The sequence below is a fragment of the Agrobacterium sp. NPDC090283 genome (assembly GCF_044769685.1).
Taxonomy (GTDB): Bacteria; Pseudomonadota; Alphaproteobacteria; order Rhizobiales; family Rhizobiaceae; genus Agrobacterium.
Genome location: NZ_JBIVYG010000009.1, coordinates 107,470 through 121,104, shown reverse-complemented (window position 1 = coordinate 121,104; position 13,635 = coordinate 107,470). Strand labels below are relative to the sequence as shown.

Below are 13,635 nucleotides of genomic sequence, written 5' to 3'. Positions count from 1 at the left end.
CGCCGCAAGTCGGACCGCCACATCACCGAAAGCGATGCCTGCATTTGCCATCCATACAAGTTGCTTATTACTCCAAAAAAAATCGGTCTTAGGCAAGCGATGAAAGCTTCACTAATGTTTGCTCAACGATAGGGGACAAACATGCCATTCTCAGACTACAAGACCGCACTCGTAACCGGCGCATCTTCCGGAATTGGCGCCGCCGTCGTTGAGCGCCTTTGCCGCGAAGGGCTGGAAGTGCATGCGGTTGCCAGAAGTGCGGATGCTCTTAATCAGCTGGCGAAGCGCACGGGTTGCTTCGCACATGCCATCGACGTGACGGACCGGCCGGCGCTCGCGAAACTGACCGGCGAGGTTGCTTTCGATGTCCTCGTCAACAATGCCGGTGTCGACCGCCCGAAGAAATTTCTGGAAGCGGATGAGAGCGACATCGATCTGCTGATCGACGTCAACCTGCGCGCCGTGCTGCATCTGTGCCGCATGGTGGTGCCGGGCATGGTGGCGCGCGATCGCGGCCATGTCATCAACATCTCCTCCATTGCCGGCAATTATAATTTCGGCGGCAACTCCACCTATCACGCCAGCAAGGCGGGCGTGGCGATGCTGTCCAACCAGTTGCGCATCGATGCTTTCGGCAAACGCGTGCGGGTGACGGAAATCTGCCCCGGCCGCGTCGCGACCGATATCTTCAACCATGTTCACGGCGATGATCCAAGCATTCGCGAACGTTTCATTGATGGTTTCGAGCTGCCGCAGGCTTCCGATATCGCCGATGCGATCGCTTTCGCCATCGCCGCACCCGTGGCCATGAATATCGGCCACATGGAAATCACCCCGACGCTTCAGGTCATGGGCGGGCTGCAGACGGCCAAGCCCCAAACGGCTGAAAAGCAGAGCGCGGCGGGCGGAGCCGGAGGAAAAGTCGCGTGAGCGGTTTTGACCTCGGCGCAATTTTGAACAATGCGGACTATGTCTCGATGCTTTTGCATGGCATCCAGATGACGTTCATCATCTATGCCGGCTCATGGCTGCTCGCCATGTCGCTCGCCATCGTGCTGCTTGCCATTCGCCTCTCGCCCTTCCGCTTCGGCGATCCGCTGGTGGCGGCCTATGTGTCCTATCACCGCAACGTTCCGACGCTGGTGCAGCTCATGCTCTGGTATTTCGGCGTGTTCACGCTGCTGCCGAGCGGGCTTGCCAGCTGGCTTTCCAGCCACAATGCGGAAGCGATCTTCGCCATTATCGGCCTCGGCCTCTGTCAGGCAGCCTATTTCAGCGAGGATCTGCGTTCGGGCGTTCGTTCCATCAATCCCGGCCAGATGGAGGCCGCACGTGCGCTCGGGCATAGCTATGTCTCGGCCATGCGGTTCGTCATCATGCCGCAGGGCGTCCGCAACGCGCTGCCGCCGCTGATCAATCACAGCACCTCACTGTTCAAGAACAGCAGTCTCGGCGTTCTGATCGGCGCACCGGAACTCACCCATGCGGTCAAGGAAGTCGAGAATCTGAGTTTCCGGACGTTTGAGGTCTATCTGGTCGCCACCGTGCTTTATCTGTTCTTCTCGCTGCTGATCATGGGTCTCGGGGCCTATATCTCCATGCGTGCCAATCCTCTCCGGAGGGCACGGGCATGATCCACGACATGATCGCAATCATAAAGGATTATTGGCTGCTGCTCCTCATCGGCCAATATCCCAACGGGCCGCTCGGTGGCCTTGCCAATACGCTCATCCTGTCGGCGCTCAGCATCGCGCTCGCCTTTCCCGTCAGCATCCTGATGGCGCTGGCGCGGCTGTCGAAATGGCGGGCCCTGCGCTGGCCGGTGACCGCGGTGGTGTATTTCACCCGCGGCGTGCCGCTTCTGATGCTCATCCTCTGGAGCTATTTTCTCGTTCCGCTCTGGACCGGCGCCGACGTGCCGAGCTTCGTCACCATGCTCACCACGCTCGTCATCTATCAGGGCGCCTTCATGAGCGAAGTCGTCCGCGCCGGCATCGTATCGTTGGGCACGGGGCAGATGGACGCGGCACGGGCACTCGGCCACGGTTATTTCGGCGCGATGCGTTATGTTATTCTGCCGCAGGCGCTCTACAACATGATCCCGAGCCTGATCTCGACCTTCGTATCCACCATCAAGGATACGACCCTCGGCTACGTCATCAATGTGCCTGATCTGACCTTCGCGGCAAACCAGGTGAACAACCAGCTTTTGACCCAGCCCTTCCAGGTCTTCCTCATTCTGGCGCTGGTTTATTACATCATCTGCTGGTCGCTCACCCATGTCGCCAATCTTCTCGAGCGGCGTATCGCCCGCCGCCGGGCCGGCCCGCGTGGCAAGCTTGCCGCTGACACGGCACCGGCCCCAGCCAATATCGTTACGGAGCAGCTATGACCGCGCCAGTTTCCGCCACTCAGGATTATACCATCACGCTTTCGCAGGTCTGCAAAAGCTATGGTGATTATCAGGTGCTCAAGGATGTCAATGAAAACGTCACCCGTGGCGAAGTCGTTGTCATCTGCGGGCCATCGGGCTCCGGCAAGTCCACCCTCATCCGCACGATCAACCGCCTTGAGGAGATCAGCAGCGGCTCGATCACGCTGGATGGCAGGAATATCCATGCCCAGATGCGCGCAAAAGAGCTGAACGCGCTGCGCAGCCGGGTGGGTTTCGTCTTCCAGAGCTTCAACCTCTTCCCGCATCTTTCGGTGGTCGAGAATGTCTCCATGTCGCCGATCCGGGTGAAGGGCGTTTCTCCGGCCGTTGCCCATGACAAGGCGCTGAAGCTTCTCGATCGCGTCGGCCTTGCCGACAAGGCCGGTTCCTATCCCGCCCAGCTTTCCGGTGGCCAGCAGCAGCGCGTCGCCATCGCGCGGGCGCTTGCCATGGAGCCGCCGGTCATGTTGTTCGACGAGCCCACCTCAGCGCTTGATCCGGAAATGGTCGGCGAAGTGCTCGCCGTCATGAAGAGCCTCGCCGCCGAAGGCATGACCATGCTCTGCGTTACCCACGAAATGGGCTTTGCCCGTGAAGTGGCCGACCGCATCTGGTTCATCGATGCCGGTCGCATTCTCGAAACGGCAAAACCGGACGAGTTTTTCAAAAATCCGCAACATCCCCGTGCCCAGCGGTTTCTTGCCGATCTGAGACACTAGGACCAACCTCTATAATAACAGGGAGAACTGAAATGAACTGGAAGTGCATTACTCTTACCGCCGTATTGGCCACCTCGGCTGCGGTCCTGCCGGCCAAGGCTGACCAGCTCGATACGATCATTGCGAACAAGACGCTGCGTTGCGCGACATTCGCAGACGTGCCGCCTTTCGCCTCGCCGGATCCGAAGACGCGCGAGATGGCCGGTTTCGACGTCGATCTCTGCGGCGCCATCGCCAAGGAACTGGGCGTCAAGGCCGAGATCAAGCCGGTGTCGGTCGAAGCACGCGTTCCCGAAGTCAAGCTCGGCCGCGTCGACCTCTCGGTCGCCAACCTCGCCTATACCCAGAGCCGCGCCGAACAGATCCAGTTCAGCGATCCATATTATCTGGCTAAGGAAATGCTGATCGTTCCGGTCGATGACCCCGGCACCAAGAAGTCCGATTTCATCGGCCAGCGCATCGCGTCCAGCAAGGGCTCGACATCGGAACTCTCCGTCAAGCTCAACAAGTCCGAGCCGCTGACGTTCCAGGACACGGCGTCCGCCTATCTCGCCGTGCAGCAGGGCAAGGCGCGCGGCATCGTCGGCAACACCATGACGATGACGAAGTTCGTCAACGAATCCAAGACCAAGGGCAAGCAGATGCGGATGATCGAAGAGCCGATGCTCTTCCAGCCCATCGGCATCGGCATGGCCAAGGACAATCCGGCGCTGACCGCCAAGATCAACGAAATTCTCCGCAAGCTCGATGCGGATGGCGAGATCAACCGCATCTGGGACAAGTGGCTTGGCCCGAACACCGAATACAAGATGACGCGCACCGATAAGGTCGTGCCTCTGTCCGAACTGAAGTTCGACCCGATCCCCTGAGCTCCGGCTCAGCCTCGGCCATTATTCCATCCATTCAACACCATCATCGGTCGGCGAGACGTTCTCGCCGACGGTTTCAACGTGGGAGGTTTTCATGATCCACATTAAAGATATCGCTCAGCGTCCGGCCAAGGCGGATGTCGACGCCCTTGCCAAATTCTCTCCCGCCACGATCCATGAGGCGCAGGGACGTCGCGGCGCATTGTCTTCGCGGCTGAAGCCGGTCGATTATCGCATGAAGCTCTGCGGCCCGGCCTTTACGGTCAAATGCGCGCCGCGCGACAACATCATGCTGCAGCTGGCCATCAACTATGCCAAGCCGGGTGACATCATTGTCGTTTCCGCCGGCGAATATGAAGAAGCCGGTTCCTTCGGCGATGTGCTCGCCAATGCCTGCCTCGCAAAGGGTATCGGCGGTCTGGTAACGGATACCGGCGTGCGCGACACGCTGCAGCTGCGCGACCTCGGCTTCCCGGTCTTTTCGCTCAGCGTCTGCATCAAGGGCACGGTCAAGGAGACCATTGCCGCGGTCAACGATCAGGTGATCGTCGGCGGTGAGATCATCAATCCAGGCGATATTATTGTCGGTGATGCCGATGGTCTTGTCGTCGTCAGACGCGATGAAGCGCAGGAAGCGGCCAAGCTTTCGCAGGCGCGTGAAGATGCCGAAGCCGGTTACATCGAAGCCTACAAACAGGGCAAGTCGGTGATTGAGGTCAGCAAGCTTGAGGCTGTGCTGAAAGCCAAGGGCCTCGTGGTCGATATCTGAGACAAGTCCGGACAATGGGCAACGGCGGCGACTGCCGCCGTGTGAGCCTTATGGGAGGAGAGATTATGAAAGCGGTTGTCATCCACGCGGCGAAGGATCTGCGGATCGAGGAACGGGAGACCGAGCAACTCGGCCCGGGGCAGGTCGAGGTGGCCATCGAGGCGGGTGGCATCTGCGGCTCCGACCTGCATTATTACAATCATGGCGGCTTCGGCACCGTGCGCGTACGTGAGCCGATGACCCTTGGCCACGAGGTGGCCGGCACCATCAAGGCTCTTGGGGAGGGTGTCTCCCACCTTGCAGTCGGCGACCGCGTTGCCGTATCGCCGAGCCGGCCCTGCAACCATTGCGAATTTTGCCTGAAAGGCCAGCAGAACCAGTGCCTGAACATGCGCTTTTATGGCTCCGCCATGCCCATGCCGCATATTCAGGGTGCATTCCGGCAGCGCCTCGTTGCCGAGGCCTATCAGTGCCACAAGGTGCGGGATGGTGTCTCCATCCATGAAGCGGCAATGGCCGAACCTTTCGCGGTAACGCTGCATGGCGTCAACCGCGCCGGCGCATTAACCGACAAACGCGTTCTGGTCACCGGCTGCGGGCCAATCGGCGCGTTGGCCATCATCGCCGCCCGCGCCCATGGCGCCCGGGAAATCGTCGCGACCGATGTCATGGATGCGGTTCTGCAAAAGGCGCTCGCCATCGGTGCTGATCGCGTCATCAATGTCGCCAGCGATCCGGATGCGCTCTCCGCTTATTCGGTGAACAAGGGTTATTTCGATGTGCAATTCGAGGCATCCGGAAATGAAAGAGCCGTCCGCTCGGGCCTCGAGGCGCTGAAACCGCGCTCCACCGTGGTTCAGCTCGGTCTCGGCGGCGATGTGTCCATTCCGCAGAACATGGTGGTGGCCAAGGAAATCGAGATGAAGGGCACCTTCCGGTTCCATGAGGAATTTGGACTTGCCGTCGATTTCATCAACCAGCGCCGCGTTGATTTAAAGCCGCTGCTGACCGGCACCTTCCCGCTGGAGGAGGCGGTTGCGGCATTTGAAGCCGCCGGTGACAGAAGCAGGTCGATGAAGGTTCAGCTCGCCTTTTAACGGGTGCCGATCCCTTGATTTGGAAACGGCCGCAGGAAGATTCCGGTGGCGGCCGTTTAGGCGTCACGGTTGAAGGATCATTCGGGCCGCGGCCGGACAAAGCGCTGTTCCAGAACCTCGCTTCCCCATTGGCTGCCCGGATGTTCCTCGACGCATGTGAAACCATGGGCTTCGTAAAGGTGCCGTGCGGCCAAAAGGCCGTTGAATGTCCACAGATGGGTTTCGGCAAACCCTTTTTCATCGGCGAAGGCCAGCGCGGTCGCCAGAAGCCTGCGTCCGACACCGCCGCCGCGCACGCCGTCATCAACGATGAACCAGCGCAGATGCGCAATATCCGCTCCGAGATCCTCGCCATCGATAGCGACGGAGCCGATGATCTCCTGTCCGCGCATGGCTACCCAGATCGCATTTTTCGGGCTTTCGAGCCGGTTACAAAAAACGGCGAGGCCTTCGGCCACGACGGATTCGAAACGCTGTCCGAAACCGGATGTCCGGGCGTAATAAAGCGCATGCATCTGCGTGATCCGGGCAATGATGCCAGGTCTGTATCCCTCCCTGATCTCTACGGAGGGAGCAGCAGCATTGCCCTTCTCTCCCAGCGCATCGGCGTAAAGACGAAGCCCTTCGAGGATCGTTTGGGCATCCGCTGACGTAAGTTGCGTCAGGGCACCGGAGACCTGCCGGTTCGCGAAGCCGTGAATGGCACTCGCCTTTTCCAGCCCTTTTTCCGTGAGACGCAGCCGCTTGATGCGACTGTCCACTTCATCCGTTTCTTCGCGAACATCGCCCGACAGCACGAGTTTGCGCAGCATGCGGCTGACACTCGATTTTTCAAGCCGCAGAAGCTTTCCCAGATCCCGTGCCGTGATGCCGGGGCATGCCTCGATCTCGATCAGGGCATGCACAGCGGAGGGTGGCAGATCGGTGCCGGCAAAATCTCCGCCCATGAAGCCGAGTTCGCGGACAAGCCGACGCGAGGTGGAACGGATGTCATTTATGGGGAAAGCTTGTTGGGGCACGTTCAATCCATTATAGTTGCATCGTGCAACCATAATCACATTCTGCTTTGTTTGCCAAGATTGCCGTCGGCGTAAAATGCTGGCTTTCTCAGCAAAAGCGGGCAATCTGCTCTTACGGTTGCCGACAATGGTGGCTGAACCAATATCATCGGCAAGATGGATATTCGCTGGGACCGCACGGTGGAATCTGCCTGCGGCATTTGCGATAGTTGATTATCCGGCTATGGAGCAGGAATGCCAGACACGCCCCGATTTTTCCGCTATGCGGTTTTAGCCGCCATGTTTCCCGTGGCCGTGCTCGGTCTGGTGGCAACCCCGAACGAATATCGGGCCATCGGCATCGAGGCCGTCGATTGCGATGGCCCGATATCCGTTCTGATTGCCGCCGTACCGGCGCTTGCGGTTTATGCAATCATCGGCTGGATGTTTATGTCTGGAGCCAAGCGCCATCGGTCATTGATTTCAGCCTGCTTTTGCGGACTTGTCTGCTTGGCGCTCGTCTGGAATATCGGCATGGCGCTTCAGGAGCAGCGACGAAACGCGGCTGAAATGGCATGCGGTTTCAGTGGCCGATTGTGACCGGACTTCGCCCAAGTTCTTCTATAACCGCCCCACCTGCTCAACGGAACCGAAGGTTCCGGCGTGTGAGCTGATCGACGGAGGTGCAACCCATCAGCTTCATGCCGCGTTCGAGTTCGATACGCATCAGTTCCAGCGCCCGTTCCACGCCCGGCTGCCCGGCGGCGGCAAGGGGGAAAAGGTAATAGCGGCCCAGCCCCACGGCTTTCGCACCGAGGGACAGTGCCTTCAGAACATGGGTGCCGCGCTGCACGCCGCCATCCATCATCACATCGATCCGGTCGCCGACCGCATCGACGATCTCGGCCAGCTGATCGAAGGCGCTGCGGGAGCCATCCAGCTGGCGGCCGCCGTGATTGGAAAGCACGATGCCGCTGCAGCCGATTTCCACGGCGCGTCTGGCGTCATCCACTGACATAATGCCTTTAAGGCAGAATGGCCCGCCCCATTCACGCACCATCTGCGCCACGTCGTCCCAGTTCATCGAAGGGTCGAGCATGTCGGTGAAATAGCGGCTGATGGAAAGAGCGCCGCCGTCCATTTTAATGTGGTCGTCGAGCTGCGGCAGGCTGAAGCGCTCATGCGTCAGGTAATTGATGCCCCAGGCCGGCTTGATGGCGAATTGCGCGATGCCGGAAAGATTGAGCTTGAACGGAATGGCAAATCCGGTGCGCTTGTCGCGTTCGCGGTTGCCGCCGGTAATACTGTCCACCGTCAGCATCATCGTCTCGACGCCGGCGCTCTTGGCGCGCGCCATCATATCTCGGTTGAGGCCGCGATCCTTGTGGAAATAGAACTGATAGACTTGCGGGCCGCCGCTGATCCGGCGCGCTTCTTCCAGGCTCGTGGTGCCGAGCGAGGAGACGCCGAACATCGTGCCGTATTTCCCCGCCGCCGCCGCAACCGCCCGTTCCCCTTGATGGTGGAAGAGACGTTGCAGCGCCGTCGGAGAACAATAAACCGGCATGGACAGCTTCTGCCCCATGACGGTGACCGACATATCCACATCGGCCACGCCCCGTAGCACATCGGGAACGAGGTCGCATTTTTCGAAAGCGGCCGTATTCCGCCGATACGTCACCTCGTCGTCGGCAGCGCCGTCTATGTAGTTGAAGATCGGTCCGGGAAGACGCTGTTTGGCCATGCGGCGAAAATCGTGGAAATTATAGCAGTCCTTGAGTTGCATCTTTTACTCGACCGGTCCGGTTTGAAGGCTTTCAAAAGAGTGTCGGAAACCTATACCGGAGATCTGGAGCGGGCAATCAGGCCACGGACGATTTCCGCAGGTTCAAAGCGATGGATGCCTCGAGGTTGAAATGGCAGGAGTTGTTCCGCACCGAGAAGCTTCGCTGCAAGCCAGAGAACCGACACCCACATTTCCGTGCCCTGCAACCCGGCCGGATGCCCATCGGCGAAAGCAAATCCCCTGTTCCTTTGCCAGCGTCCCTCATTTCGGCGCAGAATGTCCCGGGCGATTTCCTTCGCCTCCTCCTGCCGGTGATCCGTCTGTTTCAGGCACAGAAGAAGCGGATGGATCGTATCCAGCAGGTTGCAGGCATTAAAATCCTCGCCATGGAAACCGCCATTGGCACGATAATGGGCGATGACGGAGTCTATTGCTGCTTCCGGATAGGGAACGGGCAGGCCGAACTGGGCATAAGAGCCGCGGGTAAGCCGGTAAAAACCGTTGACCGGCTGCAGCAGGCCCTGTGCGGCAGTCGGCTCACCCCAAAGGCCGGTGGTTTTACCCGCTTTCATCGCCAGCCAGCCGAAGAGAACGGCGAGGTTGTCGCCGGATGTGAAATAGCGCCTGTTGAAATAAAGCGCGGTGGCGATGGCGTCTATGGTGGCGCCGCAATGCCATGCCCGGTTTTGCCATGGCAATTCTTCCAGCAGGAGGATGAGTTCGTCGGTGCGGATATGCTCCACAAAAGCAATCGGCTGTTTCGGCCCGGCGCCGAAACATTCCAGTGCATATCCGACAGCCAGAATGTTGTAGAGAACGGCAGGATCCTTCTCGGGACGCGTCGAGGGGCGGTGGTTGCGGGCGAAGAACAGCCCCGTTTTGGCATCCTGCAGGGCCTGCAAGTCGGACACGGTTTTTCCGGCATCGAAAGCGATTTTTTCCTGTCCGAAGGCGGCTGCGATTTCGACGGCATCGCATAGATGCCTGACGCTTTCCACCTCATGTCCGGATGCATCGGCGGAACGATAGATGCCGTCTTCGCCATAGGAGCGGATGGCTGCAAGCCAGTCGTCGGCGATTTCCCTGCCGAGTTTTTGCAGCAGGCGATCGGGTTGCGTCAGTTTCGGTGCGGTCGCTTTTTCTCCGCGATATCGCAGAACCCGGGCGGGAACACCGCCGGCAATGGCCATGGCGGGAATATCCTTCGCCACAACTGCGCCTGCGGCGATAACAGCTCCGCATCCTATCTTCACGCCATCCAGCACAACCGCATTGGCGCCGATCCAGACGTCGTCGCCGATCTCTATGCCAAGCGAGGTCAATGGTTGGCGATAGATCGGAGTTTCAATGTCATCGAAGCCATGGTTGAAGCCGACGATGCTGACGTGCGAGGCGATGCGCACGCCATTGCCGATCCTCACTTTGCCGGAAAGACAGGCATAGGGGTTGATCGAGACATGTTCGCCGAGTTCGATATCGCCGCGCACGATTGCGTAACCGGCGATCCACGACTGCGCACCCATCAATAGCCGGTCCGTATGCACCTTTGCCTTGTCGGCAATGTAAACGTTCTGCCCGAAAACGGCGTTGGCAGAGCGCTCAAGGCCACGCAGCCGCGCCTGATGGTCAGGGCTGTCGATATCCTCCTGCTTCCGCTCCCAGGTCAGGATGTTCAGTCGATCCGGTTTCTGGGAAACACCCGATGTGTCGTCGGTCATCTCCGTCAGCCTGCGCGGTTTTCATCGAGAGCATAAGCGGGAACACGTCGCCCCTCCCGCTTGAACATCTCTTCCAGCCTCGGGAGATCGGGACTTTCGGGGAGGACAGCCAATGCGCCCTCTGCTTCTTTGCCGGCCGGCAGTGCCATGGCCGCCGTCACCAGCAGCGTTTCGCCGGAGGCGATGGTGCCGCGCAATTGCGGAACGAGGGTTCTGGCGTGGATGAGATTGGTGTTGGCGATTGCCTGATGGCACACGCCTTCACGCCGCATACCAGCCGAAAGATCGGCGATGGCGCTTGTGTCGGTCTGTCCGTAACAGGCGGCACGACCTTCTCCCGCTTCTGTTCGGTCACGGTTGAAATCCATGCGTTCGATGGCAAATCCGCCTTCGGATGTCTGCAACGGGCGTGGGGTGCGGATGCGGTGCAGCCTTATGTGCCGGGGATTTTGTGGCACGAGCCAGGTCTCGATCTCGACATCCGCCCATGGCCGCCAGCGGGAATAGAGGCAATCCCTGGCGATCAACGCCTCTTCCATCGTCTCGCGGGTGCGGAAGTGCACGCCATCGTCGGAAAGGCCGAGCATGCCGTCGAAACTTGCGGCGGTGAAATGCCGGTCATCCGCCTCGATATTGAAGGCATAACGGGTGGAATAGACGAATTTCGAATATTTCTCCTGCGCGCCACGCATCCTGTCGTGCTGCTGCCCGGAGGACAGGACCACGATATTGCCGGGCGTATGAAAGGCGACCATGCCCGGCTCCGCCAAGGGAACCGGTTCGGTAAACTCCTGCGGCTCGGCTTCTTCCGCGGTCCAGAAGGGATGATCGGCGGGCAGCGCCAGCGGCAGGAAGAATTTAAGCGCCCAATAGGGCGAGCAGGGAGAATTGTAGCTCTCGCTCATCAGAAGGTTTGGATAGCCATATCCGACGGACAGGACGCCGTCGCGGTCCGCGATTGGCCGCTTTGACCACCAGCGGATGTGGCGCATGTAATAGCCCTTGATCTCCGGCCACGGCAGCGCCTCCAGACCGGAAAAGGCGAGAGCGCCCCAGAAGCCGCCCGCCGCAAAACGGTAGGTCTGGCTGCGCCCGAAGGCGAGCGAAGCCCCATCTGGCCCGAACCAATGGCGTATGTCACGGGCGAAAATGCGGGAGCGTTCAATGAACCGCGCTTTTCGTGTTTCGTCACCTTTCGCCAGCACCGAATAGATCAGGCCGTAAAAATGCATGGCGAAGGGAATATAATGATCGACCCGGCGCACCGGCCCGTCGCGATACCAGCCGTTGCCGATATCGAAAGCCTCGAGTTCATCGAGATAGGCCAGGGTCTTGGTGCGGTCGAATTCCACACCCACCCGCTCCAGCCCGAGATCGATCAGGACGCGGAAGAATTTCCAGTTATTGTCGACGAACTCCCGCTCGCGGGCGGCCAGAAGATAGGCGGCGACAGCCCGCCTGTCCGTTTCGGCTAGCGGCTCCCAGATATGTTCGGGAACCATGGCGAGCGCAAACCCTATCGCTGCCAGTTCGACCAGCCGCTGGTGCCGATCAGCCGTATCGCCCCAATATTCGGGGTGGGCTGGGTTGGTGCCATTGGCCAGTCCACGCCTGTAGAGATCCCAGTGCGGAAAGTCATGACCGCCGGCGGCAAGCGGAACGATGCCCCATAAGGGCCGGGCAAACCCCTCCAGTTCCGCCGCAGGAAAATCGAAAATCGCTCCCGTCGCTCCGAGCCGGACCCGCGCGCCGCCGGGTGAAAAACAGGCCAGCAGCGGATTGAAGAGGTCGATCACCGCCTTTGCGAGATCGTCCCGGCTGCGAAGCGGATTGTGAAAGAGCGGATTGGCTGTGGCGCTGTCGTGAGGCACGATTATCAATTTCCGGTCGTGATCAGAGAAAGGGCCGCAGGCTCACCGCCCGCGGCCCTGCGGCAACTATTTGATGGCTTTGACGCCGTCATTCATGTCCTTGATGCCGTCATCGATGGAGATGTTGTCGGTCATCAGCGCGTCATGCACGCGGTTCAGAACAACTTCGATCTTGGCCGCATTCGGGTTGACCGCCATTTCCAGATAGGCCTTGCCTGCCTGCAGCGCGTCCTTGCTGTTCTGGTCCTGCGGGAAGCCCGGCAGCGCTGCGATCTTCTCAGCCACATCGTCGGTTCTGAGCGCAGGGAAAGTGCCGGTGGAGGCGATGATCGCCGCACCCTCGGGCCCTGTCACGAAATGAATGAAATCCAGCGCCGCTTCCTTGTGCCCGGAATTGGCATTGACCGACAATCCGGCAATCTGCGCGGCCGTCGCCCCTGCCGCGACGCCATCCGGGTGGGGGAATTTCACGATGCCCCAATTGACGCTTTTCGACTCGCCGGATTTCACCTTGGCGATCTGGGTTCCGACGAACCATGTGCCCATGGGCAGCATGCCGATCGTTCCGTTGAAGAACAGAGCGGAATAATGGGTGTTCGAGGTTTTCAGCGAGGCATAGGACGGTATCGCGCCGCTCTTCTGCAGGGCAAGCGCCCGCTCATACCAGGGTTTCAGGAATTCATAATTGCCGTCCACCAGCGTGTGCTTGCCATCCTGAATACCGGGTAGCTGCACCGTCGAGCGCCAGGTGTGCAAGAGTGCGCCATAGGTGCGGTTGGCGCCCATGCCGCCCTTCAGCTTGCCGGCGATTTCATCGAACTGCGCCCAGCTCATGTCATTGGTGGGGTAAGGCACGCCGGCCTTGTCGAAAATATCCTTGTTATAATAGACCACCCAGAAATCCGAGCGGAACGGCAGGGCGTAAATTTTGCCGTCGATGGTCAGCTCCTCGATCAGGCCGCCATAGGGTGCCGTCTCGATCTTCTGGTCCTTGATGAAGCCGCTGAGATCGGTGATGTTGCCGGCGCGCACCAGATTGGCATAGCCGGGCACATCCTTGATGGTGACGACATCGATATCCTTGGAGCCGCCGGTGAGCTGCGTGGATATCATCTGCGTATAATCCTGCGAGCCGAGGTCGACCACCTCGAACGTCACATTCGGATGCTTCTGCTTGTAGGCCTCCATCAAGGGTTTGAAATAAGCGCCCTTGTCCAGATCCCAAAGCGCCCATTTTAGCGTTACGGGCGCATCACCCGCAGCGAACGCCGTTCCCCCCATGCCCATGGCAATGCCGAGACCGGCGGTTGCGAGAGCGAATGCTCGTCTGGTTGTCTTAAACTCCATAGCCCGTTTCTCCTTCCCTGACTGATG

13 protein-coding genes are annotated in these 13,635 nt (G+C 59.7%); 8 read left to right on the top strand and 5 right to left on the bottom strand.

Annotated elements, in window-relative coordinates; all coding sequences use genetic code 11:
- The first annotated feature begins 141 nt into the window (after positions 1-141).
- The 7 genes from ACIQUH_RS15065 (at position 142) to ACIQUH_RS15035 (ending at position 5,888) form a co-directional block, all read left to right on the top strand.
- Positions 142-930 (top strand): SDR family oxidoreductase, encoded by a 789-nt coding sequence (locus ACIQUH_RS15065; RefSeq protein WP_400816419.1) that lies wholly within the window; start codon positions 142-144, stop codon positions 928-930.
- Complete coding sequence (locus ACIQUH_RS15060; protein ID WP_400816417.1) at positions 927-1,634, top strand: amino acid ABC transporter permease; 708 nt, start codon at positions 927-929, stop codon at positions 1,632-1,634. The genes ACIQUH_RS15065 and ACIQUH_RS15060 overlap by 4 nt, the downstream gene beginning before the upstream one ends.
- Positions 1,631-2,392, top strand: a complete 762-nt coding sequence (locus ACIQUH_RS15055) for an amino acid ABC transporter permease (RefSeq protein ID WP_400816415.1) — start codon at positions 1,631-1,633, stop codon at positions 2,390-2,392. The genes ACIQUH_RS15060 and ACIQUH_RS15055 overlap by 4 nt, the downstream gene beginning before the upstream one ends.
- On the top strand, positions 2,389-3,153 hold the full coding sequence (locus ACIQUH_RS15050; protein ID WP_400816413.1) for an amino acid ABC transporter ATP-binding protein: 765 nt from the start codon (positions 2,389-2,391) through the stop codon (positions 3,151-3,153). Before ACIQUH_RS15055 ends, ACIQUH_RS15050 begins: the two co-directional genes overlap by 4 nt.
- A 32-nt stretch (positions 3,154-3,185) precedes the next feature.
- Positions 3,186-4,022 carry an ABC transporter substrate-binding protein gene (locus ACIQUH_RS15045; protein ID WP_400816411.1) on the top strand — a complete coding sequence of 279 codons (837 nt, stop codon included), beginning with the start codon at positions 3,186-3,188 and terminating at the stop codon, positions 4,020-4,022.
- Positions 4,023-4,116: 94 nt separating this feature from the next.
- Complete coding sequence (locus ACIQUH_RS15040; protein WP_400816409.1) at positions 4,117-4,791, top strand: 4-carboxy-4-hydroxy-2-oxoadipate aldolase/oxaloacetate decarboxylase; 675 nt, start codon at positions 4,117-4,119, stop codon at positions 4,789-4,791.
- A 65-nt stretch (positions 4,792-4,856) separates the two neighbouring features.
- Entirely contained in the window at positions 4,857-5,888 is a 1,032-nt protein-coding gene (locus ACIQUH_RS15035; RefSeq protein WP_400816407.1) for an L-idonate 5-dehydrogenase, read from the top strand.
- A 77-nt stretch (positions 5,889-5,965) separates the two neighbouring features.
- Here the strand turns inward: ACIQUH_RS15035 and ACIQUH_RS15030 are convergent, their stop codons facing one another.
- A complete protein-coding gene (locus ACIQUH_RS15030; RefSeq protein ID WP_400816405.1) occupies positions 5,966-6,940 on the bottom strand; it encodes a GNAT family N-acetyltransferase in 975 nt (324 codons plus the stop codon).
- A 201-nt stretch (positions 6,941-7,141) separates the two neighbouring features.
- Here ACIQUH_RS15030 and ACIQUH_RS15025 point away from each other — a divergent pair, with 201 nt between their 5' ends.
- Entirely contained in the window at positions 7,142-7,486 is a 345-nt protein-coding gene (locus tag ACIQUH_RS15025; protein WP_400816403.1) for a hypothetical protein, read from the top strand.
- 40 nt (positions 7,487-7,526) lie between these two features.
- Here the strand turns inward: ACIQUH_RS15025 and ACIQUH_RS15020 are convergent, their stop codons facing one another.
- The 4 genes from ACIQUH_RS15020 to ACIQUH_RS15005 form a co-directional block, all read right to left on the bottom strand.
- A complete protein-coding gene (locus ACIQUH_RS15020) occupies positions 7,527-8,672 on the bottom strand; it encodes an alpha-hydroxy acid oxidase (protein WP_400816401.1) in 1,146 nt (381 codons plus the stop codon).
- Positions 8,673-8,722: 50 nt separating this feature from the next.
- The gene (locus ACIQUH_RS15015; RefSeq protein ID WP_400816399.1) at positions 8,723-10,390 is read right to left on the bottom strand and encodes an acyltransferase; all 1,668 of its coding nucleotides are present in this window, start codon (positions 10,388-10,390) and stop codon (positions 8,723-8,725) included.
- A gap of 5 nt (positions 10,391-10,395) precedes the next feature.
- Entirely contained in the window at positions 10,396-12,261 is a 1,866-nt protein-coding gene (locus tag ACIQUH_RS15010) for a DUF2264 domain-containing protein (RefSeq protein ID WP_400816397.1), read from the bottom strand.
- 66 nt (positions 12,262-12,327) lie between these two features.
- The gene (locus ACIQUH_RS15005) at positions 12,328-13,608 is read right to left on the bottom strand and encodes an ABC transporter substrate-binding protein (protein WP_003519651.1); all 1,281 of its coding nucleotides are present in this window, start codon (positions 13,606-13,608) and stop codon (positions 12,328-12,330) included.
- Between the last annotated feature and the right edge of the window lie 27 nt (positions 13,609-13,635).